The 24729-nt window shown below is 47.7% G+C and carries 17 protein-coding genes; 6 read left to right on the top strand and 11 right to left on the bottom strand.

All coding sequences use genetic code 11. The features are described 5' to 3' along the window. Nucleotides 1-13: 13 nt before the first annotated feature. The 6 genes from Q3C19_RS09640 to Q3C19_RS09615 form a co-directional block, all read right to left on the bottom strand. The gene (locus tag Q3C19_RS09640) at nucleotides 14-1081 is read right to left on the bottom strand and encodes a metallophosphoesterase (RefSeq protein WP_302728968.1); all 1068 of its coding nucleotides are present in this window, start codon (nucleotides 1079-1081) and stop codon (nucleotides 14-16) included. A gap of 120 nt (nucleotides 1082-1201) precedes the next feature. Further along, the gene (locus tag Q3C19_RS09635; RefSeq protein ID WP_277122607.1) at nucleotides 1202-2134 is read right to left on the bottom strand and encodes a hypothetical protein; all 933 of its coding nucleotides are present in this window, start codon (nucleotides 2132-2134) and stop codon (nucleotides 1202-1204) included. A 124-nt stretch (nucleotides 2135-2258) separates the two neighbouring features. After that, the gene (locus Q3C19_RS09630; protein ID WP_302728965.1) at nucleotides 2259-2960 is read right to left on the bottom strand and encodes a porin family protein; all 702 of its coding nucleotides are present in this window, start codon (nucleotides 2958-2960) and stop codon (nucleotides 2259-2261) included. A gap of 23 nt (nucleotides 2961-2983) precedes the next feature. Beyond that, nucleotides 2984-4063, bottom strand: a complete 1080-nt coding sequence (locus Q3C19_RS09625) for a DUF4848 domain-containing protein (RefSeq protein ID WP_277121969.1) — start codon at nucleotides 4061-4063, stop codon at nucleotides 2984-2986. A 60-nt stretch (nucleotides 4064-4123) separates the two neighbouring features. After that, a complete protein-coding gene (locus Q3C19_RS09620) occupies nucleotides 4124-4504 on the bottom strand; it encodes a DUF3244 domain-containing protein (RefSeq protein ID WP_277121971.1) in 381 nt (126 codons plus the stop codon). Between the two features lie 130 nt (nucleotides 4505-4634). After that, entirely contained in the window at nucleotides 4635-6329 is a 1695-nt protein-coding gene (locus Q3C19_RS09615; RefSeq protein ID WP_277121973.1) for a tetratricopeptide repeat protein, read from the bottom strand. Nucleotides 6330-6475: 146 nt separating this feature from the next. On the opposite strand from Q3C19_RS09615, the gene menA reads away from it, so the two are divergent. After that, nucleotides 6476-7387 (top strand): 1,4-dihydroxy-2-naphthoate octaprenyltransferase, encoded by a 912-nt coding sequence (menA, locus tag Q3C19_RS09610; protein ID WP_302728961.1) that lies wholly within the window; start codon nucleotides 6476-6478, stop codon nucleotides 7385-7387. 89 nt (nucleotides 7388-7476) lie between these two features. Next, entirely contained in the window at nucleotides 7477-8340 is an 864-nt protein-coding gene (locus Q3C19_RS09605; protein ID WP_302728959.1) for a DMT family transporter, read from the top strand. A gap of 288 nt (nucleotides 8341-8628) precedes the next feature. Here the strand turns inward: Q3C19_RS09605 and rfbB are convergent, their stop codons facing one another. The 3 genes from rfbB to Q3C19_RS09590 all read right to left on the bottom strand — a co-directional run bounded on the left by rfbB (nucleotide 8629) and on the right by Q3C19_RS09590 (nucleotide 11690). Beyond that, entirely contained in the window at nucleotides 8629-9768 is a 1140-nt protein-coding gene (gene rfbB, locus Q3C19_RS09600; protein WP_071148810.1) for a dTDP-glucose 4,6-dehydratase, read from the bottom strand. A 151-nt stretch (nucleotides 9769-9919) separates the two neighbouring features. After that, the gene (rfbA, locus tag Q3C19_RS09595; RefSeq protein WP_022163381.1) at nucleotides 9920-10792 is read right to left on the bottom strand and encodes a glucose-1-phosphate thymidylyltransferase RfbA; all 873 of its coding nucleotides are present in this window, start codon (nucleotides 10790-10792) and stop codon (nucleotides 9920-9922) included. Nucleotides 10793-11192: 400 nt separating this feature from the next. Then, nucleotides 11193-11690 carry a metallophosphoesterase gene (locus Q3C19_RS09590; protein ID WP_071148809.1) on the bottom strand — a complete coding sequence of 166 codons (498 nt, stop codon included), beginning with the start codon at nucleotides 11688-11690 and terminating at the stop codon, nucleotides 11193-11195. 54 nt (nucleotides 11691-11744) lie between these two features. Between Q3C19_RS09590 and Q3C19_RS09585 the strand changes: the two genes are divergently transcribed. Both Q3C19_RS09585 and Q3C19_RS09580 read left to right on the top strand, forming a co-directional pair. Beyond that, nucleotides 11745-13796 carry an RNA degradosome polyphosphate kinase gene (locus Q3C19_RS09585; protein ID WP_302728955.1) on the top strand — a complete coding sequence of 684 codons (2052 nt, stop codon included), beginning with the start codon at nucleotides 11745-11747 and terminating at the stop codon, nucleotides 13794-13796. Between the two features lie 76 nt (nucleotides 13797-13872). Continuing rightward, entirely contained in the window at nucleotides 13873-16122 is a 2250-nt protein-coding gene (locus Q3C19_RS09580) for an inorganic phosphate transporter (RefSeq protein WP_302728953.1), read from the top strand. Nucleotides 16123-16452: 330 nt separating this feature from the next. Here Q3C19_RS09580 and Q3C19_RS09575 read toward each other — a convergent pair whose 3' ends face one another. After that, a complete protein-coding gene (locus Q3C19_RS09575) occupies nucleotides 16453-17892 on the bottom strand; it encodes a CCA tRNA nucleotidyltransferase (RefSeq protein ID WP_022164386.1) in 1440 nt (479 codons plus the stop codon). Between the two features lie 172 nt (nucleotides 17893-18064). On the opposite strand from Q3C19_RS09575, the gene Q3C19_RS09570 reads away from it, so the two are divergent. After that, entirely contained in the window at nucleotides 18065-18889 is an 825-nt protein-coding gene (locus Q3C19_RS09570; RefSeq protein WP_302728951.1) for a hypothetical protein, read from the top strand. 2 nt (nucleotides 18890-18891) lie between these two features. Here the strand turns inward: Q3C19_RS09570 and Q3C19_RS09565 are convergent, their stop codons facing one another. Beyond that, nucleotides 18892-22905 (bottom strand): DEAD/DEAH box helicase, encoded by a 4014-nt coding sequence (locus tag Q3C19_RS09565; RefSeq protein WP_302728949.1) that lies wholly within the window; start codon nucleotides 22903-22905, stop codon nucleotides 18892-18894. 84 nt (nucleotides 22906-22989) lie between these two features. Between Q3C19_RS09565 and Q3C19_RS09560 the strand changes: the two genes are divergently transcribed. Continuing rightward, on the top strand, nucleotides 22990-24636 hold the full coding sequence (locus tag Q3C19_RS09560) for an ABC-F family ATP-binding cassette domain-containing protein (RefSeq protein ID WP_302728947.1): 1647 nt from the start codon (nucleotides 22990-22992) through the stop codon (nucleotides 24634-24636). Nucleotides 24637-24729 lie beyond the last annotated feature (93 nt).

Below are 24729 nucleotides of genomic sequence, written 5' to 3'. Positions count from 1 at the left end.
GCCGTCCGTCTTTTCACCGAAGCCTGTGCAGGGTAATCATCACCACCTCGGCCGGAGCGAACAGACGGATGGCGTGCTGGGAAGTACCGATGCCGTTGGTCACAATCATCGGAATGTGAGCGGAATTGTATTTCAGCCCAGTCAGGAAACGTTGGCCATAGCGCGAAGGAACCACCGGTGCATAACCGAAGAGGGTGACTTGTCCGCCATGCGTATGTCCGGCCAATATCAAGTCGGCATGGGTTACAGGCACATCCTCAGCATAGTCAGGCGTATGGGTTAGCAATATCACAAAGTCGTCGGGCGACAGAGCAAGTGTAGGCGATTGCCCGTTCTGCTTCAGGTCGAACGGATTGCACACACCGGCTACCAGTATGCGATCCTTATCCCGCTTCAACGTATCGACCTTATGCTCCAATAAACGGATGCCGCGACGTTTCATCTCGTTCACCACTTCGCTGTAACAGGCTTCGTAATCGTTGTTTCCTAATACGGCATAAGTCCCCAACGGAGTTTTGACCTGCGCCAGGGCAGCCATCAGCGGAGCCACATATTGGCAACCTTCGTGATAGTCGCCGCCCATCAGCAAGACATCAGCATGCAGGAACGAAAGTAACCGTACCAGATCAGCCAACCCCTCCTCTTTCAGCAGACTCTTGTAGTGCAGATCGGAAATGAAGGCAATCCGGCAACTGTCGAAAGCCTCTGGAACATCGCGATGAGTGAAATCGTACATCCGAACACGCTTCACCCCTTTGTACGACGACGAGACATCAAGCGTGGTAAACGTAATCTGTGTGCCCCGTTTCACGATCTCCTTCTTCCTGATCTTCAGCTTAGCCAACGAACGCGACGAACGGGCAGAACGCCCCGACATGCGGCGAATGTCCCGCAAATCGGACTGATCGAACGTAAGCACTCCCACAAGCGAGACCGGTAATCCTACCGTATCGGCTCGTAAAACGCTGTCAGCAACCACTTCGAGTGACGGTAAGGATGACACTAAATTCCGCTTCGACTTACACGACGACAGAAGCATCAACAGCAAAAGAATGGATATATAAAAGAACTTCTTATTCATAACTGGGTGCAAAAATAGGCTTTTTTGCTATCTTTGCCCGTGGAGATTCACATTTATTAGATTAGAAAGGTAGTGAAAATAAAGAGGCAGAAACAAACATACATAAATATAATGCGAATACTATCCGGCAACTTCCGGCAACCAATCATAAACAGTATAAAAGAAAGCCCATGCCTCTGTTTCCACCCATTGTTTGGTTTTAAAATCATAAAGTTTCATTTGCAAATCTATACGGAACACATCTTGCATTGTTCGTTCCATGCCCACCACACGAATTCTAGGATCTGTTTCCCCACTGTCCAATGAAATCTGAGTACCATTGTCTATTTCGGTAAAAGAGCAAAAGAGACTGATAGAATGAATTATATTAGATCCCACAGAAGTTTCAACATTCCACGACTGAACAGGAAAACAGAAACTTGCTTGAATGTGTCCGTTTCCATCAGATATCGCAGGGCTATAAGCCTCAGGAGTCTTAAAATTATACATGGGTTGCTTACCGGTAGTCAGTTCCTCATACAAATTTGTTGATGCCTTTCCATCATTATTGACGTCCAAAGCCTTATCTGTATAGAATGAAGCTATGTAATAGTTATTATCTGCGAATGGGCTAAATTTCGCTATCTTAAGAAATCCAATTCCACTAATAATTTTCCCTGGCATTGCAAAGGCAAAAGAAGCTTCCAATACGTCTAAAGCCGTAAAACGACCATTCAATCTTAAATAACAAGGAGGAAGCGTATCCTGACCTTCTACCCAATACCATTCATCCAAAATCGGGTTCTCGACAACCACAATTCCATTATCGAAAGTATAATGGCCTTTAGCACAAAGATGCGGACTATAAGTCGGAAGAGCAGACAGACTACGATAGCTAACGCTATCTGCACTTTCGAACGTAAGTGCAAAATCACCGTCGAATGCATAGGTTTTCCCAATAGGCGCACTTGTCATAACAAACGGGGTTTCATCCGTTATTACATCATTACTGACGCAAGAGAAAAAAGACAATAAAGCAAATAAAATAAACAGGTAACGAAGATTTCTTATCATGCCATTTCCATAAAATAATCAGATTATCAACCACATAACACATATTATCAACTTCTGCAAGTTTTGGTAAAGTCGAAACTTGCAGAAGTTAAAGATTATCGTCTACTTTCACAAAAAAGGAATATCAGAAACGATAACCCACCGACAACTGAAGGCCGTAATCACGCAAACTGCACATTTTATGAATACGTTTCAGCGCTTCGAAATAATCCAAAGACACGGTATAATGTTTTCCTATCACCGCTTTCAGACCAGCTACTCCCCCGTACGTCCATTTGCGCAAAGGAGATATTCCATCAGTTATTATTCGAGGATCCTCAAAAACGACGTAAGAAAAGCCATCCATCGGTTTCCATTGTGTATATATCATGGATTTTCCCTCTGCCTCCTGTTTCCCCGGATAAGCAATTGAAGAACTTCCGGCATTGAAGTTCCACATGGCATACAAGCCAATAGAAGGAATAAGGTTCAGGTTCTCTCTGATACGAAAGTTGTAGCCTACTTTTACAGGAAGCACCAAGTGATTCAGTTTGATTTCAGTATCGGGAAAAGGGAATCCTCCAAAAGTAGATCCCAACTTCATATTACTTTTTGTATTCATAAAGGTCAATCCCGAAAGCAACATCCAATGTCGCTTAAACTCATAATCGACCGTTACTCCTACTTGTCCTCCCGGTTTCATACCGCCTACCTTCTCCGACATCAATTTATGAAGCCCTTTAAAATGTGTCAGATTCATTCCGGCCTCTACGCCCCAATGAAATTCTTGAGCGAATATCAGACAAGGGAAAAACGCAACTAATAATACTGTAATAAACCTTCTCATAAACTTTATCCATTAAAAATAAATTATCTACCTATTGTGAAAGCTCCACCAAATGCCCTTGCTTTATTTAGGACAGGAAGTTCAACTTTATTTTGTGGATTACCATCAATAAGTACTTCCATATATGTGGTATTAGTAGATTCTACAAAGTGGTCAGTCCATACGTAAAAAGTTCCTTCTATTGCTCGTATATTTGGATGCAATGCTCCTATAGTATAATCAAAAGATCCTTTATGAGGATAAAAATATAAATCAAAGGGAGTGGGTCTCGAAACATCTTGTTTATGATCTCCTATTTGCATCTGATATAAGTAATACATATGAGTCGACGGAGCACTAAATTGGAAATAGACATCTCTATCGTTATCCCTTTTCCAACCATACCACATTTTTTTCTGAGTGCCAACATGAACTCTTATTGTATAATTAGATTCAAGATTAACAGAGCCAGAAACTTTCTTTGAATCAGCATAAATATTTTGAAAAGTATAAAAAGGCTCAATTCCAGGAAGTGAAGAAACAACTGTCGGTATTGCAAAAACAGCCTTATCAGCCTCGCTCATATCATTTTCCAATGAAACTGTTTTAATTTTGTCACCAATTACGACCTTATGTTCTTCGTTTATTACATACGTTGCCATATCATCACCTTCGGGTACATATAATGACAAATCTGAAGTGTCATATTGATTATTTATCAGAAATCCTTCATATTTCTTTGTATATGAATCATACAATTCTCTAAATTCTGTTTCACTATTTGCTTCACTTCCTATTATTTCCAACTCATCATCTGCAATCTCAGCTAATTGCTGTAATGAAATTAATCCATAAGATTTCACATATGACAGTCTTTCTTCATGCGTCATTTCCTTCAATTGATTCAAAAAGGATTGATAGGTAGTTTCAGAATTAAATTGTAAGGCAAGTTTATCTGCATTCAAACTCCTTGTATTTGCTCCTGTAGCAGAAATAACACCTTCATCTATATTCACCAAACGTATTAAATTGGTATTAGCACTCGGCTCGATAGTAACCAAATCCTCTTGTTGACAAGAGTACGCAACTAAACTAATAGCTGCCATAAATAAAAGTTTTTTCATGATTAACTTATTTAAATATTTAACAATTTGAAAGTTACAATATGCGAACAATTATTGTTGTCATTCTTCCGATGTTATCTCTCCTTTAATATCCACTAACGAAGAGGTTAGTTCCAAAGCATAAGGATAAGCTTGAGGAGTATATAAATACAAGGCTTTTCCTTCTTGAGAATTCACTTGATGATTCTCAATTATCACATTTCCATTACAGTCTGTCACTGTAATATTAGCATCTTGTAAAGGGAACAAAAATAAAATTTGCAGGTAGTTTTCACCCTCTGTCACTTCGATATTATAATCTATAGGGACCCGGGTAACAAGTTTGTCATTACATGAGGCAAAATTGAAACGTGTACTTTTTCTTTTAGCATACTGTGCTGCTTCGCTCATTGGTGTTACAAAAAATACCATCAAAAGAGCCATAACTAATTTTGTTTTCATTTTAGTGCTTTTTATTGATTAACGACTGCAAAGTTAATGTCCAACAATAAAAAACAGGCAAAAAATGAATCACACTACAAATGCATAAGTAACTGTTTTACAAGCAAATAAAATTTTAGAATATCACATTTCATCTATAATCTCTATTCATCCGTTCCTTAATGCGATATTTCCGCTGGGCAATAATATGTGTATCTGTATTCCCAAAGCAAAGAGCAATAGTTTGATTGGAAAGCTCCGCTTTCTCCAAACACAAATATAAAAGATCCTCTTCTGTCAATAACGAATAATGAATCTTCATGTCGGAAATAAAATCTGCAAAAAGCTCCCAAACCACTTCTTTAAGTTTCTTCTGATCGCTATTACCTAATACAAGTAGTTCTTTCTTACAGTTCACTTCTTGTGTTGAAAGTCTTAATATTTTTTTGTAAATAGCACTCTGTTTAAAAAGCCAAATACGCAGGTTTTCTTTTTCAAATGTAAGCTTTTCAATAATTGCTTCCCGTTCTTTAATTTCCAGTTTATATCTTTCATTTTCTTGCGAAAAATCAACCTGCTTTTTCTGAAGAAGAGAAATGATACGCTGGCTTTCAGCAATTGAATGCTCCAGATTTTTATACCTTTCACGAGCTTGCCGCAAATTTTGTTCGATTACTATTTTCAGTTTATTCTGCTTATTGATACGATATTGAAAAAATAAAACAAGAATCAATCCACCAAATATAAAAGCTGCAACTATGTTTTTCAAAACAGACTCGTTTTTTTGTTGTGCTCTACTAAGTTTTTCCTTAATATCATACTGATGTACTAATTGTTCAATTTTAGTTGATTGATTAGTTCTGTAAACAGAATCAACTATCTCAATAAATTGGAATAACAAATCCGTGCATTCTAAATAATTTTCCTGTTCTTCTTTTATACAACCTAAATTCAATAATATGCTAGCTTTCTCTTTCAAACTCAAACGACTACTATCCTCCAAACTCTTATTCATATAATAGGCAGCAGAATCCAAATTATCTTTCAAATAAAAGATATGTCCTATATTATTATAATGCACAGATGGTTTTTCCTTTTGGGAATGCCACAACAAAGATTGCTTGGCATAATATAAGGCAGAATCATACTGTTCTTGAGCACTATATACAGCACTCAATTTACTAGTAAAAAGATCTACCATAGCAGAATCTTTTTGCATCACACCATACTCCAAAGCCTTTCGCTGACAAAATATGGCTGAATCATTTTCTCCTATAATAGAATAATAATGACCAAGATTATACAACGCTATCGCCTTATCTTTATCCGTATAACAACAGCGATACAGTTCATCGAAAGTGTTTTTTGCTTTTTCGTACAAACGTACATTGTAGTACTCATTACCTAAAGAACTTAGCAAATGTCTCTTCGTCTCTATCTCTTCAGGATAATTCCGAATAATATCAAGGCCTTCCAACAGAAAGCCAATAGCACGTTCGCTTTGTTCCATCTCTATTTCCAAACGGCCTTTATAAAGCAAAGTGATGGCACGTTCCTTCTGGTCGCTGTCATAATAATCCAAAGCAAGATCCAACAGTGAGTCGCAAGGAAGCAGGGACTTTTCGCACTTATCTGTGGCACGAGCCAGCAATAGCGCATAATACGCACTTTCCGATGCAGACAAATTACATGTATCAGCCAACGTCTCCAACAGATAAAGGGCACTATCGGGACGTTCGGCCAGCAATGAATCGGCTTGTCGGAAAATTGTTTCCAAATGTTTGTCAGGGCTACATGCCCAAAAAGAAAACAACAGCAAATACAAAATCAGATTTTGTTTTTTCATCGTTATTCATGTATGTTGTTCGGCACTTCAAAAGTACAGCATTTTCCATCCAGATTTTAGCCTTCTACCATCAATTAACAGGAGTTTTGGCTTTTTACTCCTTTTTTTCGTTAACTTTGCAAATATACTTCTATTATTAGAAAGCCATGAAAGAGATTAAGCAAAATTCACTACGGGCATGGGTGCTTGCCGCCCGTCCCAAGACCTTGACTGCCGCCCTCATCCCCGTACTGCTGGGTAGCGCACTTGCTTTCAGCGACGGGTGTTTTCAGGAAATACCGGCCCTGCTGTGTGCCTTTTTTGCCTGCTTCATGCAAATTGCCGCCAACTTCATCAACGACCTGTTCGACTTCCGCAAAGGCAGCGACCGCGAAGACCGGCTCGGTCCCGAACGTGCCTGTGCCCAAGGCTGGATTACGCCGTCGGCCATGAAGACCGGAATCGGCCTGACACTGCTGATTGCCTCGCTGACCGGCTTGAGCCTGCTGTTCTACCTCTGGGGAAAACTGCCACATGGTGGCTGGGAACTGATTCTGGTGGGTGTACTGTGCATACTGTTCGCATTCCTATACACCACCTACCTTTCTTATCGGGGCTGGGGCGACCTGCTGGTGCTGATCTTTTTCGGTTTTGTTCCCGTAGGAGGTACTTACTACGTACAAAGCGGCACACTGAATGCCGATGTGCTAGTGCTCTCCATCGTCTGCGGACTGGTGGTTGATACCCTGCTCATACTGAACAACTACCGCGACCGCGAACAAGATGCACGTAGCGGAAAGCGCACACTGGTAGTCCGCTTCGGCGAAAAGTTCGGCAGCCAGTTGTATCTGGGTTGCGGCATCCTGGCCGTATTGCTCTGTCTGTGGTTCCTCTACACCGGTCACCTGACATTACTCGAATTTATCTGGGCTCCCTGCGTTTACTTCTACCTGCATGCACTGACGTGGCGGAAGATGGTTGCCATACACAGCGGCAAAAAGCTGAACAGCATACTGGGAGAAACTTCGCGCAACATGTTGTTTATGGGGTTGCTGCTGAGCGTAGCGCTCTGTCAATGACAGATGCAACTTTCATAACCTCCTGAACCGCATCAAAGTATACTAAATCTCAAACTTAAACGTATTGTATAAACTGTATAAAACCTAAAATGAACAAACTGAACGGATTTCTTTACGGAATCATCTCGTCGGCATCATTCGGTCTGATCCCGCTTTTCGCCATTCCGGCCATGCAACACGGCATGGACTTTATGAACGTGATAACTTACAGATTCCTTTTCGCCACCATCGCTTTAGCCATCCTTCTCAAAGTGAGGAAAGTATCTTTCGCCATTGAAAAGTCCGACTTACCTACCCTGCTGCTACTTTCGGTCTTCTACATCGTTTCGTCAGTCTTTCTACTTTGGGGCTACAAGTTCATGCCGTCGGGAATAGCTACCACCATCCACTTCATGTATCCTGTCATCACAACCCTGGTTATGATGCTTCTCTTCCACGAAAAAAACTCGCTGAGCCGCACGCTGGCCATCCTTATGGCAATAGCCGGAGTATATGCTTTATCGTATACCGACTCGCAAGGCGAAACCAATCTTGTCGGAATCATCATCGTATTATTGTCGGCCGTAGGCTATGCACTTTATCTGGTGACCGTCGGACAACGGAAAAACAAAGAACTGAAAGGCCTGCGACTTACCTTCTACGTATTCTTTTTCAGCACGCTGATGCTTATAACCGGAATGCTTACCACAGGCAGCCTGCATTTGATACCCGACATCCCGACCTTCGGCAATCTGCTGCTTCTGGCCATTATTCCTACCATCGTATCCAACCTGACACTCATCGAAGCCATCAAATACATTGGAGCAACACAAACTTCGGTACTGGGAGCTATGGAACCTGTAACGGCTGTCATTGTTGGCATCACAGTATTTGGAGAGGCTTTCACACTTCCCATTGCCATTGGAATCGTACTTATTATTGCAGCTGTCACCATCATCATCCTAAAAAGATGACAACAACCGAAACGGAGGTGTATCGTACCCGTTTCTTCCACACTTGCACCGCTCAAAACAAACACTTGCACGGCTCATGAGCCACACTTGTACGGCTCGCGAGCCGTGCAAGTGTGGAAGAAAGGTACTTTTTGGCAGGAACAACGCTTGCACGGTTGGCACATACGGATGCACAGAAAAGCCCGCAACCGAAAAGCATCTAAATAAAAAATGGAAAACAGAGAACCGCATCGGCCGTCCTCCGTTTTCCATTATTTGTCTATATGCACATCTCCTTACGCTATATGCTCAGCGCTTACCGTACATCCGTTCGTAGTAATTCTGATAGTCGCCGCTGGTTACTTCTTCAACCCAAGCCTGATTGTTCAGATACCATTCGATGGTCTTCACAATACCGACTTCGAACTTCGTTTCAGGATACCAGCCCAAAGCGTTGGTAATCTTGGTGGGGTCGATGGCGTAACGCTGGTCGTGCCCCAGACGGTCCTTGACAAAAGTAATCAAGTCTTCGTTGATCCAGCTGATATCAATCTGACCGTCGGCGCCTTTCACCTGTTTCTTCAATACCTGGCGGTATTCGGGCTTCTCGGTCATCAGGCGATGAATGGTGGCGATGGTCAGCTTCACAATCTCCAGATTGGTCTTCTCGTTATGACCGCCTACGTTGTAAACTTCGCCTTCTGCACCTTCGCGCACCACAAGGTCGATGGCCTTGCAATGGTCTTCCACGTAGAGCCAGTCGCGTACGTTGCTTCCGTCGCCATAAACAGGCAGCTTCTTGCCTTCAAGGATATTCTTGATAATCAGCGGAATCAGTTTCTCGGGGAAGTGATACGGACCGTAGTTATTGGAGCAGCGAGTGATAGTCACCGGCATCTTATAAGTATCGTGATAAGCCATTACCACCATATCGGCACTGGTCTTGCTGGCACTGTACGGGCTGTGCGGACAGAGCGGGGTAGTCTCGGTGAAATAACCTTCGGCACCCAACGAACCATATACCTCGTCAGTCGATACCTGATGATAGCGCACGCCTTTGCGCCAAGTAGGATAGCCAAACTCGTCCTTGCCAGTCACCCAAGCACGGCGGGCAGCATCCAACAGGTTCTGCGTACCCAGAATGTTGGTTTGCAGGAACAACTGCGGATTTTCGATACTACGGTCCACGTGGCTCTCGGCAGCGAAGTTCACTACATAGTCGAATTTGTATTCGGCAAACAGACGGTCGGCCAACTGGCGGTCGCAAATGTCGCCTTTCACAAAGAAGCAGCGTTCGTTGTCGATGTCAGCTGCAATGGTACCTAAGTTTCCAGCATAAGTCAACGCATCCAGAATGACCACTTTGATGTCGTTGTGCTTAGCCAGAATATATTTAATGTAATTTGCTCCGATAAACCCGGCAGCACCGGTTACAAGATATGTCTTCATTTGATGAATGAAAAATTAATAATGAATATTAAGTATTTAGTTCCTTAGCTTTTGAGTCTGTAAGTCCACAAGTTACTGTTTTACCTTACTCCATAGACCTACGCACTTACCAACTCCCCCTCTCCTTGGAAGAGGGGACAGGGGTGAGGCATTATTTATGCGACTCTGCCAGTTCCATCAGGTATTTGCCGTACTCCGTTTTGCCCAGCTGCTCGCCCAGATGATAAAGCTGGTCTACATCAATCCAGCCCTTACGCCATGCAATCTCCTCGATGCAGCTTACGCGGAAGCCCTGACGGTTCTGAATGGTAGCAACAAAGTTGCTTGCTTCGAGCAGGCTGTCGCAATTGCCGGTATCGAGCCAGGCAAAACCGCGTCCGAAGAGTTCCACACGTAACGTACCTTCTTCAAGGTAGAGGCGGTTCAAATCGGTAATCTCGTATTCGCCACGGGCCGAAGGCTTCAGGCTCGCCGCTTTCTCGGTAACGGTAGCGTCGTAAAAGTAAAGACCGGGAACGGCATAGTTGCTTTTGGGCACTGCCGGCTTTTCTTCGAGAGAAATCGCTTTGCCGTCGGCATCGAACTCGACCACCCCATACGCACGCGGATCTTTCACATAATAACCGAAGATGCAGGCACCCTTCTCAATGGAAGCAGCACGCTTCAGCATGGCCGAAAAGCCCTGACCATAGAACATGTTATCGCCCAGAATCAGGCAGCCCGGTTCGCCGTTCAGGAAATCGGCTCCCAGCACAAAAGCCTGTGCCAGTCCGTTGGGCTGCTCCTGTATCTTATAAGAAAAGGACATTCCCAGTTCCTCGCCTGTACCCAGCAAGTCGCGGAACATCGGCAAATCGCGCGGAGTAGAAATAATCAGTACCTCACGAATACCGGCTAACATCAATGTAGAGAGAGGATAGTAGATCATAGGTTTGTCATAAACAGGCATAATCTGCTTGGAAATGGCCTTTGACAACGGATAAAGACGAGTGGCACTGCCACCGGCAAGAATAATTCCTTTCATATTTCAGTTCTTAGGTTTTATAAATATCAACGGGAGAATAAAATAAGAAGGAGGACAAAGCCCCACGGCTCTTGGTGCTATTCAAGACGCAAAGGTAACGAAATTTAGTTGGAGGACAAAATTAAAAGATTAAAAAATTCGACCATCTAATAATGGATTACGGCAGAAGAAAGATAGAATAAATCATGCTTTTTTTGTTAAAATCCACTTCAATCCTCAAAAGTGTGTTATAAAACACAAGTTTTCCTACAGAAGATTTGCAGATTCCAGAAAAGGCCGTACCTTTGCAATGTGTTTTTCATAGTATTAGATTTAAGGTTAACAAAGGTTGGAGTACAGCGGTACTCCTTTTTTTATGCCCATACCCGAAGGCAGACACACTGTACATACCGCCATCCCTCTACTTCCGGTCTGCCAGTTCGATGACTTCCAAATCCCTGAATGTACCACTGTCTATCACAAAACGCACCAACGTACGCACTTTGTGAAACCCGCTGATTCCTGCCGCTCCCGGATTGATGTGGAGCAGGTCGAGCGTCTTGTCATACTTCACTTTCAGAATATGCGAATGCCCGCTGACGAACAGTTTGGGTGGATGCACCAGTATGCTGCCCCGTATGGAAGGATCGTACTTGCCGGGGTAACCGCCGATGTGCTTCATCAGCACTTCCGCTCCCTCGACCGTAAAGCGCAATGTCTGCGGATAAAGCCGACGGATGTCCTGCCCGTCAATGTTTCCATACACAGCCCGGAAGGGACGGAAAGCAGCCAATTTCTGTGCTACTTCCAACGAACCGATGTCGCCGGCATGCCAGATTTCGTCACACGGCTCAAAGTACTGCAGATACCGCTCATCCCAATAAGCATGGGTATCCGATAATAAACCTATTTTCACCATAGTTTCTTTGTTTATTAGACAAAGGTAGCTATTTTTGTATAAAACTTAAAGCTCATGGAAAACAGATATTTCAAGCGCGACATCAGTTGGCTGTCATTCAACTATCGCGTACTGCTCGAAGCCGACGACGACAGTCTGCCTCTCTACGAACGCATCAATTTCATTTCCATCTATTCGTCCAACCTGGAAGAGTTCTACAAAATACGTGTGGCCGACCACAAAGCCATTGCCTCCGGAGTCACCCTAAGCGACGAAGAGAGCAAACAGTCGGCAGCCGAATTAGTAGAAGAAATCAACCGGGAAGTCAACCGCCAATTAGAAGAACGTATCCGCATCTATGAAAAAAAGATTCTGCCCGCACTGAAGAAGAACCACATCATATTCTACCAAAGCCGCAACGTAGAGCCTTTCCACCAAGACTTCGTACGCCGCTTCTTCCGCGAAGAGATATTCCCCTACCTGGCTCCGGTGCCCGTAAGCAAAGACAAAGTCATCTCCTTCCTGCGCGACAACCGCCTGTATCTGGCCGTCCGCCTGTTTCCCAAGCACGCCCCTGCCCAACCCGAATATTTCGTTATGAAGCTGCCCTACAGCAAGGTGCCACGCTTCATCGAACTGCCACGCCAGGGCAACGACTATTACCTGATGTTCATCGAAGACATCATCAAGGCGAACATCGACACCATCTTCCCCGGCTACAACGTAGACAGCAGCTACTGCATCAAGATATCACGCGATGCCGACATCCTGATAGACGATACGGCCAATACGTCGGAAATCATCGAACAGGTGAAGACCAAGATAAAAAAACGCAAGATAGGTGCCGTATGCCGTTTCGTCTACGACCGTGCCATGCCGCAGGATTTTCTGGACTTTCTGGTAGACGCCTACCGCATCGACCGGAACGAACTGGTGCCGGGCGACAAGCATCTGAATATGGAAGACCTGAACCACCTGCCCAACCCCAACAGGAAACTGCTTCCCATCCGAAAGCCTCAGCCCATGAAGCTGACCTGTCTGGACGAGCGTGAATCCATCTTCCACTATATTGAGAAGAAAGACCTGCTGCTGCACTACCCCTATCATGCTTTCGACCACTTCATCCATTTTCTGTACGAAGCCGTTCACGAACCGACCGTACGCGAAATCATGGTGACGCAATACCGCGTAGCAGAAAACTCCAACGTCATCAACACCCTGATAGCCGCGGCACAGAACGGGAAGAAAGTCACCGTCTTCGTTGAACTGAAAGCCCGTTTCGACGAAGAGAACAACCTGGCTACGGCCGAAATGATGCAGAATGCCGGCATCAACATCATCTACAGCATACCCAAACTGAAAGTACACGCCAAAGTGGCCCTTGTGTTGAGACGCGACCGCCAGGGGCACAAAATGACAAGCTATGCCTACATCAGCACAGGCAACTTCAACGAAAAGACCGCTACCCTATATGCCGACAGCGGCCTGTTCACCTGCAATCCACGGCTGGTCAACGACCTGCATAACCTGTTCCGCACCTTGCAAAGAAAAAAACAGAACCCTAAATTCAGCCTGCTGCTTGTAGCACAGTTCAACCTCATCCCCGAACTGAACCGGCTCATCGACCACGAAATAGAACTGGCCAAGCGCGGAAAAGGAGGCCGCATCATTCTGAAGATGAACGCCCTACAGGACCCCACTATGATAGAACGCCTGTACGAGGCCTCGCAAGCCGGCGTCGAGATAGACCTCATTGTGCGCGGCATCTGCTGCCTCATCCCCGGACAGGAATACAGCCGCAACATACGCATCACCCGTATCGTCGACACCTTCCTGGAACATGCCCGCATCTGGTACTTCGGCAACGGCGGAAAACCCAAGCTGTTCCTGGGGTCGCCCGACTGGATGCGCCGCAACCTGTACCGGCGCATCGAAGCCGTCACTCCGGTTCTGGATCCCGACCTGAAACAGGAACTGGCAGACATGCTATCCATACAACTGTCGGACAAACGAAAGGCCTGTTTCGTCGACGACAAACTGCGCAACTGCTGGAAGTCGCCCCACCCGCAAAAAGAGAAAATACGTTCGCAATACACCTTTTACGAGTACCTGAAAAGCAAATTGTAACACGGTTGTAATATGTATGACATTTCCATGCAACAAAAATGCTGTTCCTTTGCAGCCAAATAAAATACAATAGTTCATGGAAACAATTTATCTGTGTATCGTCATCTTCCTGTTCGTCCTTGCGGTATTCGACCTTATCGTGGGAGTCAGCAATGATGCAGTCAATTTTCTTCAGTCGGCCGTAGGAGCCAAAGCAGCTTCGTTCAAGACAGTCCTGTTCATTGCTGCTATCGGAGTCTTTATCGGCGCCTCACTCAGTAACGGCATGATGGACATTGCCCGGCACGGTATCTACCAGCCGGAACATTTCTATTTCGCCGAAATCATGTGTATCCTGCTGGCGGTCATGCTGACCGATGTCGTACTGCTGGATGTATTCAACAGCATGGGTCTCCCCACTTCTACCACGGTATCGATGGTATTCGAGCTGTTGGGAGGTACATTCGCACTGGCTCTTATCAAAGTCTACAGTGATGACTCACTCGATCTGGGAGACCTCATCAACACAGACAAGGCCCTGTCCGTCATCATGGCCATCTTCGTATCTGTGGCCATCGCGTTCTTCTTCGGTATGCTGGTACAGTGGCTGGCACGTATCATTTTCTCCTTCAACTACAAAAAGCACATGAAGTACAGCATTGCGCTGTTCGGCGGTGTAGCTGCCACTTCCATCATCTACTTCATGCTGATAAAGGGTCTGAAGGACAGTTCGTTCATGACATCCGAATACAAACACTGGATACAGGAGAACACCGGAATGCTGATCGTAGCGTTCTTCGTATTCTTCACCATCCTGATGCAGATTCTGCACTGGTGTAAAGTCAATATATTTAAGGTAGTGGTGCTGCTGGGAACATTTGCACTGGCACTGGCTTTTGCCGGTAACGACCTGGTGAACTTCATCGGTGTGCCTCTGGCCGGTTATTCTTCCTTTATGGATTATACGGCCAACGGTGCGGGAGCCGGAGCCGACGGCTTCCTGATGACTTCTTTGCTCGGTCCGGCCAAAACACCCTGGTACTTCCTCTTTGCAGCCGGAGCCATCATGGTCTATGCGCTTTGCACCTCTAAGAAAGCACACAATGTAATCAAGACTTCTGTCGACCTGTCCCGTCAGGACGAAGGAGAAGAAAGTTTCGGTAGTACTCCGATAGCCCGTACATTGGTACGTTTCAGCCTGGTATTGTCCAACGGAGTGTCGAAGATTGTTCCCGAAAGCACCAAACGCTGGATTGACACCCGCTTCCAGAAAGACGAAGCCATCATTGCCGACGGTGCTGCTTTCGACTTGGTACGTGCTGCCGTCAATCTGGTACTTGCCGGTCTGCTGATCGCCTTGGGTACTTCATTGAAGCTGCCTCTCTCTACTACCTACGTTACTTTCATGGTGGCTATGGGTACTTCGCTTGCCGACCGTGCCTGGGGACGTGATTCTGCCGTATTCCGTATCACCGGCGTACTGAGCGTCATTGGTGGCTGGTTCATCACGGCTGGTGCAGCCTTCACCATCTGTTTCTTTGTAGCCCTCCTGATTCACTTCGGCGGAACAATTGCCATCGTTGCACTGATTGCACTGGCCGTATTCATGCTGATCCGCAGCCAGGTAATGTACAAGAAGCGCAAAGCAAAAGAACAGGTTAACGAAACCCTGAAGCAGTTGCTCCAAAGCTCGGACAATGCCGAAATCATCGAACTGCTCCGCAAGCATACCCGTCAGGAACTGACCAAGGTACTGGAGTTTACCGAAGAGAACTACGAACGTACAGTCACTTCCTTCCTGCACGAGAATCTGCGTGGCTTACGTCGCTCCATGGGTTCGGTTAAATTCGAGAAACAGCTTATCAAGCAAATGAAACGTACCGGAACATTGGCCATCAGCCGTCTGGACAACAATACAATCCTCGAAAAAGGATTGTACTACTATCAGGGCAACGACTTTGCCAGCGAACTGGTCTATAGCATCGGCCGCCTCTGCGAGCCGTGTCTGGAGCACGTTGACAACAACTTCAAGCCGCTGGATGCCATACAGAAAGGCGAATTTGCCGACGTCAGCGAGGACATCACTTACCTGATACAAACTTGCCGCCACCGCGTAGAAGACAACAACTACGACGGCATGGAAACCGAAATCCGCAAAGCCAACGAGCTGAACGGCGAACTGGCACGCCTGAAACGCGAGGAGCTGCAACGCATTCAGGGTCAGAGCAGCAGCATCAAAGTGAGCATGCTTTACCTGACCATGCTGCAAGAAGCACAGAACGTGGTAACCTACACCATCAATCTGATAAAGGTCAGCCGCAAGTTCCAAAGCGAAGAAGAGGCATAACAAGCCTGTCGACACAACTTTTACATAGAACAACCGCAGCATTCGGAGACTGCTACAGTCTTTTGAATGCTGCGGTTGCTTTTTTGTCTATTCCCGTTCCGGATTTTATCCCTACACGTTTCTTCTCCCGTCCTACTGATTCTCATTTGTTCTCCAAGCTTGAGAACAATATTCTCATGCCTGTGAGAACGCCCTTCTCATAACTGTGAGAATTGTTTTCTCATAACCATGAGAATGTTGTTCTCATGACTATGAGAATAAACTTCCCCAACCGGGTTATTATCGCTAATGCCTCGGGTAAATGCGGAATCTCAGTTAACTTGGAAAGCTCTATTGGTCCGATACCTTTTTCAATCCCATCTTCTGGGCACGCTCCAGCATGAACTGACGGGCCGCTTCGTACTCGTTGGGAATGACACCGTCCAGTATGGCATCCTTGATGGCGCTCTTCAGTGCACCTACCTGCTGGCAGGGAGGCAGACCGAATGTTTCCATTATCTCCTCTCCGCTGACTGGCGGCTGGAAGTTGCGGATGCGGTCGCGTTCTTCCAGGTCTTTCAGTTTCTGGCGCACTAGTTGGAAGTTGTTCAGGAAGCGCTGTTTCTTGTCCATGTTCTTCGAGGTGATGTCGGCTTCGCAAAGCGTCATCAGGTCGTCGATATCATCGCCCGCCTCGAACAGCAGACGACGGACGGCCGAATCGGTCACTTCTTCATCGGCTATCACGATGGGGCGCATGTGCAGTCCGACGAGCTTCTGCACATATTTCATCTTCTCGTTCATCGGCAGCTTCATCTTACGGAAGATGTTGGGTATCATCTTCTCGCCAATGAAGTTATGATTGTGGAAAGTCCAGCCCAAACGGGGCTCCCAGCGCTTGGTGGCAGGCTTGGCTATGTCGTGCAGCAAGGCCGCCCAGCGCAGCCAAAGGTTATCGGTCTTCTTGCTGATGTTGTCGAGCACTTCGAGGGTGTGATAGAAATTGTCCTTATGGGCGCGTCCGTTGCGCGTCTCCACTCCCTGCAGGGCAACTAATTCAGGGAAAATCAGTGCCAGAAGGCCGCAACGATCCAGGTCGACAAAACCTTTCGAAGGTACGGGCGACAGCATGATTTTGTTCAGCTCGTCGGCAATGCGTTCTTTCGAAATGATGGAAATGCGCTCCTTGTTGCGGCAAAGCGAATCGAACGTCTCATCGTCGATGTAGAAATTCAGCTGGGTAGCAAAGCGGATGCAGCGCATCATGCGCAAGGGGTCGTCGCTGAACGTCACGTCCGGGTCGAGCGGCGTGCGGATGGTACGTTCTTTCATATCGTCCATGCCGCCAAAGGGGTCTACCAGTTCGCCGTAGCGAGCTTCGTTCAGGCAGACAGCCAGAGCGTTGATGGTGAAGTCGCGACGGTTCTGGTCGTCTTCCAGCGTACCATCTTCCACAACAGGCTTGCGGGAGTCGTGCGTGTAGGACTCCTTGCGGGCACCGACAAACTCCACTTCCGTGCCGCGGAACTTCAACTGGGCTGTACCGAAGTTCTTGAAGACAGACACATGCGCACCCTTGCCCAACCGACGGCCCAACGCCTCGGCCATGGCAATGCCGCTGCCCACCACAACCACATCGATATCCTTGGAAGGACGTTGCAGAAAAATGTCGCGAACGTATCCGCCTACCACGTAGCATTCCAGCCCAAGCTCGTCTGCCGTCGCGGATATTTGCTTGAATATATTGTCACTGAAACGCTGTTTCAGTTCTTCAGCTGTCAACTCTATCATATTTTATCGTTTAAGGAAACGCAAAGATACGGATATTATTTCTATTTTTGCTTCAAAATACGCTTACCTAAGTAGACGAGTTTACCAGTTTATAAGTCTTTGCAGTTTTAAATTGAAGTAAAACAATAACTTATAAACTTACAGACTCAAAAAAACAAAGAACGGAACACCCATGAAGAAAGAATTACTCCTGGCCTGCCTTTGCGGCCTGCTCGTAGCCTGCGAAAACATCGAAAAGAAAGCTGCCGTACAGCTGCAGGCAGCACGTACCGCCTACGAAAACGGCGACTACAACGAAGCCAAACTGCGGATAGACAGTATCAAGATACTCTACCCGAAAGCATTCGACACACGGCGCGAAGGCCAGAAGCTGATGCTTGAAGTGGAACTGAAGGAACAGGAAAAGACTCTTGCTTATCTGGACAGCACCCTCAACGGAAAACAGAAGGAACTGGATGCGCTGAAAGGGAAATTCGTACTCGAAAAAGACACTGCCTACCAGCAAGTCGGGCTCTACCTGCATCCGTCACAGGTGATTGAGAAGAACCTGCACCGCTCGTTCCTGCGCTTCCAGGTGGACGAGACGGGACGGATGAGCATGACTTCCATCTACTGCGGAGCAAACAACATCCACCACATCGCCGTGAAAGTGACAGCCCCCGACGGCAGCTTTGCCGAAACCCCTGCCTCGAAAGACAGCTACGAGACAACCGACCTGGGCGAAAAGATAGAAAAAGCCGACTACAAACTGGGCGAAGACGGCAACGTCATCGGATTCATCTGCATGAACCGCGACAAGAACCTCAAGGTGAACTATCAGGGAGAGCGTTCCTACTCGACCACCATGAGCGCCACCGACCGCCAGGCTGCCGCCGGCATCTACGAACTGGCCCAAGTGCTGGCTGCCATCACCGAAATCAAACAGAATATCGAAGAAGCCAACCGGAAGTTGGAGTTCGTCAAGCATAAGCTGGCACAACCCCGCACGGAGGAGTAGACTTATCCGTCCTGTTCCGTCAGCATCTCCAGCAGTTCCTTGTCGGTCAGCTTGTAACCGGCATTGGCGCCTTCGAGCAACGAGTCGGCCAAGTCGCGCTTGGTGCGGTGGAGGCGCAGTATTTTCTCTTCGATGGTGTGCTGGGCTATCAGGTGATAGACGGTCACCCGATTCTGTTGCCCGATGCGATAGGCACGGTCGGTAGCCTGCTGTTCGATGGCCGGGTTCCACCACGGGTCCAGATGGATGACGTAATTGGCGCCCGTCAGATTCAGTCCTAACCCGCCAGCCTTCAGACTGATGAGGAAGATGGGGCACTCGCCCTGCTGGAACTTGCGTACCAGTTCCTCGCGCTGCTTCATGGTTACCGAACCGTCCAGATAGAAATAAGGTTCGCCCTGCTCGTCAAGACGCTTCCGAACCAGTTCCAGGAAAGACGTGAACTGGCTGAAGACCAGCACCCGGTTGTTGCCCTCCTTTATTTCAGCTATCAGGTCGAGCAGCATCTGTATCTTCGTCGTCTCGCCTTTCCAGCGGCTGTCTGTCAGGGCTATGGAACAGGCTGCCTGACGCAATCGGGTGATTTCGGCCAGTGTACTCATGCTTACGGCATTGCTTTCTTCGAGCATCGCCTTGGCACGACGGCGAATCACTTCGTACACCGCCATTTCTTCTTCCGACAGCTCGACCGGCAAGGTGATTTCCATCTTCTCGGGCAGTTCTTCCACTACCTCGGACTTGGTGCGTCGCAGCATGAAAGGCTGGACAATGCGCTTCAGCTGACGTTGTTTCTCCTTATCGCCTTCTTCAATGGGAACAATGAACTTCAGGCGGAACTGTTCGTAACTGCCCAACAGGCCGGGAGTGATGAAACGGAACAGATTCCACAACTCGCTGAGATGGTTCTGTATGGGAGTACCCGTCAGGATGAGGCGTGCCGATGCCTGCAGTTGCATAGCTACTCTCGACGTCTTCGTATCACGATTCTTTATGGTATGTGCCTCGTCCAGACACACCACATTCCACTGCTTGCTCACCAGCGGCTCTTCCGCATTGACCAGCAGGCCGTAAGTCGACAACACCACATCGTATTCGCCCGCACCGTCGATAAGTGCCTTGCGGTCGTCTGCCCCGTTCAGTACATGTACGTTCAGCGTAGGGGCAAAGCGTTGCAGTTCGTTCTTCCAGTTGGGAACCACCGAAGCCGGAGCCACTACCAGCGAAGCTCCTTCGGCTGCTCTGTACAACAAGAAAGCAATGGTCTGTACCGTCTTTCCCAAACCCATGTCGTCGGCCAGGCAGGCACCGGCTCCCCAACCGGACAAACGCACCATCCAGCGGAATCCTTCGAGCTGATAACCGCGCAACGTAGCCTGCAAGGTGTTGGGCACACCGGCTTCGACCTTCATGCTGCGCCTGATCGACGCACGCAAGTCGTCCAGCAAACGGTTGCCTTGTACTTCCAGTTCACCCGTCATGGCGTCGTCCAGCAAAGGCGCGTTGAAGCGCGAAATATGCATCTGCCCATGTTCCTTCACGGTAAGCGCCTCCAGCTTACGCAGCTGTTTCAGCAGACTTTCGTTCAGTTTCAGGTAATCGGTTTCGTTCAGACGGATAAAGTTTCCATGGCTCTGTCCCAGCAGGTCGAGCAACTGTGTCATGCTGAGCACGGTGTGGTCGTCAATCTGCACATCTCCTTCGATGTCGAACCAGTCGCCCTTTGTCTCCAGACGCACGTGCATGTTCTCGGCCGAAACGGGAAGCTTCAGACGCAGCTTTTCGCCTTCGGGCCACTCGATGTAATAAGTGTCGGAAGACTGGCGCACAAAGTCGATAAGCGAAAGCAACTCTTCGGGCAACAGGCTGATGCTCTGCCTTTCGAGCGAACGGCCGAAGCTGTCTTCCATGAAGTTGTTCAGCACTTCGTAATTCCTGCGTTCCTTGCCGAGGTGGCGCTTCACCTGCACCCGCTTGCCGTCTGCCTCGTCGAACACCAGTGCGTTTCCTTCGCCGGGCAGAAAAGCTCCCTTGCCCTTCGGCAAAGGCTTGACATAGGTCTTTACCTCGAACTGCCTGCCTTGCGGACGGACTTGCAAAGCTATCTCAGCACTCCCTTCTACCGTTTCCAGCGTAGAGCCGTTCTCCAGCAGCGACGAATGCACTTCTACCGTATCACTGATGCGGGGCAGGAAGTCCTTCAGTTGCGCCTCGGCTTCCAAAGGGAAATATCCTACCATGAGCAGACGACGGTAATAATCCCACTGCTTCGGCGTGATAGGAATCACGGTATAATAAGTATCAGACTTCTTCAGTACAATATGACTATCGGGCGTATCAAGCAGTGCCGACAGGGGGATGTTGGAGGTTATGTTAAACCGGTTCCCCACTTTCTCCACCGACAGATAAGGTTTCTCCTCGTCTACCTTCACTTGTTCGAAAGGGGCGTAATAGCCGGTATACAGACGGTCGCAGCCTACCATCATAGGCAGCATCACACTCAAATACATCGAATCATAGTTGCCCTGCCGGTATTTATTCCAGATCTGCCTGTCAAATTCGTCCATCAATGCCGAACCTTCCTGAAAGTAACGCATATTCGAAATGGGTTTTCCACTGCTCCACTTCCCCGACTTCAGGCGGGTCTGTTCGCGTACTTCTATGTAGTTGTACTTGATGAGGTACATCAGCCGTGCATCCTTTTCTTCCTTCTGCACGCCGCCAGCCTGGCCTTCGTTCTTCAGTAAATCTTCGATCAACAGCTCCCATGCCTGCTTCCGGCGTATGGAGGTCAGGGCAGGCGACGTACCGTAAGCTCGGGTAAGCCGGGCACGTTCGTCCTCAGTCAGATCAAGGTAAGCGGACAGTTCGTGCTTTAATACGGCCTGTTGCGGATGCAGTTCGCTGAAGTCTTTGTCCTGCAAGAAATCTGTCAATTCAAAGTAACGGATAAACAGAAAGCCCAAGTACGAATAGAAGATATACGGATGGAAGAATGAATCAAAGAGGTGCTGTATCAGTCCCGAGCTGGCTTTTCGTTCTTCGTTTCTGAAAGCACTGGCTACGATATAAGCCGGCAACAGGTTCATCTGGTCTTTCACTCCTCTTTTGTTCCTGAACTGGTCCAGTTTTTTGATGCTTGCAGGCGAATCATCGTGTACGTAGGCCATTATAAGGAAATAACATGTCAGGGGATTCTCGAAGATGTTCTTTTCGCGGGCTATCTTGTTTCTTATCTTCAAAGCCTTGTCGAACAATGCCACAGCATCGGCATACCTTTCCCTATGCAGGGCATATACGGCATTCAGTATCCAGAAGTAAACGTCGTCGGACGAATCCTGCAAGGGTTTGTACTCGCCGTGCGAATAGTAACGGTAAAGGGCCAGCATGGAACGCAATCGGGATCGCATCGCTGCCGGCAAGGATTTTGTTTCCAACCATTGCGGCAAATGATTCTGGTCGTCAAGATAGTCGTTCTCCTGCATATAGACCAGCAATTTCGAAAAAGCCTCTGCAAACAAGTCATTGTCAAGTTTCAGGAACAAAGGGCTGATGCAGGGATCAAAAGCTACAGGAAGCAGGTAAGAGTACATTGAAACCGAAATACGCAACGACGGCAAATCGGCTTCCCGATGTTCGAGTACCGCCATAAAAGCTTCTTCCAGTTCGAGAAACATCGCATTCTTGTTATAATCGTGGTCCACACACCGGCGATAATCGGCTTCCCACTCCGGATGGCGTGTCTTCAGAAAATAAAGAACCGGGAAATAGTATTTATACGAAACACTATACTCATACATTTTGGAAGCCCAGTTGTAGTTGAAGATTGACAACATTCCCTTCGAATTCAGCAAGTCCAGCGCCTTTTTCATGCCATGCGGCATGGTCGGCAATGTTTTCCACAACGTTTCCAGGCTCTTGACTGAAACAAAGTCGGCACAATATGCGTAAAAGCACAATACTTTCTGGAGGGTTTCATCCAGTTCTTCTATTTTCGTACAGTTTATAACCAGATTCATGACACAGTTTTCGATTAAGGGAAGCAAAGATAAAAAGAATTACATACAAATGCACTATCTTTGCACCTCATTTAAAACGGACTTATGATTTCAATAGACGGACTGGCCGTAGAATTTGGCGGCACTACTTTATTTAGCGACATTTCTTTTGTGATTAACGAAAAGGACCGCATCGCCCTCATGGGAAAGAACGGAGCCGGAAAAAGCACCCTGCTGAAGATTCTCGCAGGCATCCGGCAGCCCACACGGGGAAAGGTATCGGTGCCCAAAGACTGCGTTGTAGCCTACCTGCCGCAGCACCTGATGACGGAAGACGGACGCACCGTGTTCGAGGAAACCGCCCAGGCCTTTGCCCACCTGCACGAGATGGAGGCCGAGATTGAACGCCTGAACAAGGAACTGGAGACGCGCACCGACTACGAGAGCGACAGCTACATGCAGCTCATCGAACAAGTGTCGGCCCTGAGCGAGAAGTTCTACGCCATCGATGCCACCAACTACGAGGAAGACGTGGAAAAGACCTTGCTGGGACTTGGCTTCGAGCGGAGCGACTTCGGCCGCCCCACCAGCGACTTCAGCGGCGGATGGCGCATGCGTATCGAGCTGGCCAAACTGCTGTTGCAGAAGCCCGACGTCCTGCTGCTGGACGAGCCTACCAACCATCTGGACATCGAGTCCATACAGTGGCTCGAAGACTTCCTCATCAACAACGGTAAGGCGGTGGTAGTCATCAGCCACGACCGTAAGTTTGTAGACAACATCACCACCCGCACCATCGAAGTGACCATGGGACGCATCTACGACTACAAGGTGAACTATTCCAAATACTTGGAGCTGCGCAAGGAGCGCCGCGAGCAGCAACAGAAAGCCTACGACGAACAGCAGAAGTTCATTGCCGAAACCAAAGAGTTCATCGAACGCTTCAAAGGGACTTACTCGAAAACCTTGCAAGTGCAAAGCCGCGTGAAGATGCTGGAAAAACTGGAACTGCTCGAAGTGGACGAGGAAGACACCTCGGCCCTGCGCCTGAAGTTCCCCCCGTCGCCCCGCTCGGGCACCTATCCCGTCATCATGGACGGCGTGGGCAAGACGTACGGCGATCACGTGGTGTTCCGCAATGCGACGCTCACCATCGAACGCGGCGACAAGGTGGCTTTCGTAGGTCGCAACGGCGAAGGAAAGTCCACATTAGTGAAGTGCATTATGGGCGAGATTGAACACGAAGGAACCCTGACGCTGGGCCACAACGTACAGATAGGCTACTTCGCACAGAACCAGGCTTCGCTGCTGGACGAAAACCTGACGGTGTTCCAGACCATCGACGACGTGGCCAAAGGCGAGATACGCAACAAGATACGCGACCTGCTGGGTGCTTTTATGTTCGGCAGCCCCGAAGCCTCGATGAAGAAGGTAAAGGTGCTCTCCGGCGGCGAGCGTACCCGACTGGCGATGATCAAACTGCTACTCGAACCGGTCAACCTGCTCATCCTGGACGAGCCTACCAACCATCTGGACCTGAAGACCAAAGACATCCTGAAGCAGGCACTGATGGACTTCGACGGCACACTGATTGTTGTCAGCCACGACCGTGACTTCCTCGACGGACTGGTAAGCAAGGTGTACGAGTTCGGCCACCAGCGCGTCCGCGAACACCTTTGCGGCGTCTACGAATTTCTGGAAAAGAAGAAAATGGAATCGCTCAGCGAACTGGAGAGAAATAAGGTTTCCTGAAAAATCTTTTTGCATACCCAAACAGCCGTTTTCCCGTCTTCGTGACAGGCAAACGGCTGTTTTGCTTACCGCCTCTTTATCTGTTTTCCGCGA

The organism is Bacteroides sp. ET489 (genome assembly GCF_030518095.1).
Lineage (GTDB): Bacteria > Bacteroidota > Bacteroidia > Bacteroidales > Bacteroidaceae > Bacteroides > Bacteroides ndongoniae.
Note: the sequence above shows the minus strand (reverse complement) of the source record. Positions and strands in the feature narration are given on the sequence as shown.

What these genes read in the sequence shown, in the direction of transcription:
- rfbB (WP_071148810.1), bottom strand. Translation starts at nt 9,768, where the DNA reads ATGAAGACATATCTTGTAACCGGTGCTGCCGGGTTTATCGGAGCAAAT.
- Q3C19_RS09635 (WP_277122607.1), bottom strand. Translation starts at nt 2,134, where the DNA reads ATGATAAGAAATCTTCGTTACCTGTTTATTTTATTTGCTTTATTGTCT.
- Q3C19_RS09580 (WP_302728953.1), top strand. Translation starts at nt 13,873, where the DNA reads ATGGAAACAATTTATCTGTGTATCGTCATCTTCCTGTTCGTCCTTGCG.
- Q3C19_RS09620 (WP_277121971.1), bottom strand. Translation starts at nt 4,504, where the DNA reads ATGAAAACAAAATTAGTTATGGCTCTTTTGATGGTATTTTTTGTAACA.
- Q3C19_RS09630 (WP_302728965.1), bottom strand. Translation starts at nt 2,960, where the DNA reads ATGAGAAGGTTTATTACAGTATTATTAGTTGCGTTTTTCCCTTGTCTG.
- Q3C19_RS09575 (WP_022164386.1), bottom strand. Translation starts at nt 17,892, where the DNA reads ATGATAGAGTTGACAGCTGAAGAACTGAAACAGCGTTTCAGTGACAAT.
- Q3C19_RS09570 (WP_302728951.1), top strand. Translation starts at nt 18,065, where the DNA reads ATGAAGAAAGAATTACTCCTGGCCTGCCTTTGCGGCCTGCTCGTAGCC.
- Q3C19_RS09565 (WP_302728949.1), bottom strand. Translation starts at nt 22,905, where the DNA reads ATGAATCTGGTTATAAACTGTACGAAAATAGAAGAACTGGATGAAACC.
- menA (WP_302728961.1), top strand. Translation starts at nt 6,476, where the DNA reads ATGAAAGAGATTAAGCAAAATTCACTACGGGCATGGGTGCTTGCCGCC.
- Q3C19_RS09585 (WP_302728955.1), top strand. Translation starts at nt 11,745, where the DNA reads ATGGAAAACAGATATTTCAAGCGCGACATCAGTTGGCTGTCATTCAAC.
- rfbA (WP_022163381.1), bottom strand. Translation starts at nt 10,792, where the DNA reads ATGAAAGGAATTATTCTTGCCGGTGGCAGTGCCACTCGTCTTTATCCG.
- Q3C19_RS09605 (WP_302728959.1), top strand. Translation starts at nt 7,477, where the DNA reads ATGAACAAACTGAACGGATTTCTTTACGGAATCATCTCGTCGGCATCA.
- Q3C19_RS09560 (WP_302728947.1), top strand. Translation starts at nt 22,990, where the DNA reads ATGATTTCAATAGACGGACTGGCCGTAGAATTTGGCGGCACTACTTTA.
- Q3C19_RS09615 (WP_277121973.1), bottom strand. Translation starts at nt 6,329, where the DNA reads ATGAAAAAACAAAATCTGATTTTGTATTTGCTGTTGTTTTCTTTTTGG.
- Q3C19_RS09625 (WP_277121969.1), bottom strand. Translation starts at nt 4,063, where the DNA reads ATGAAAAAACTTTTATTTATGGCAGCTATTAGTTTAGTTGCGTACTCT.
- Q3C19_RS09640 (WP_302728968.1), bottom strand. Translation starts at nt 1,081, where the DNA reads ATGAATAAGAAGTTCTTTTATATATCCATTCTTTTGCTGTTGATGCTT.
- Q3C19_RS09590 (WP_071148809.1), bottom strand. Translation starts at nt 11,690, where the DNA reads ATGGTGAAAATAGGTTTATTATCGGATACCCATGCTTATTGGGATGAG.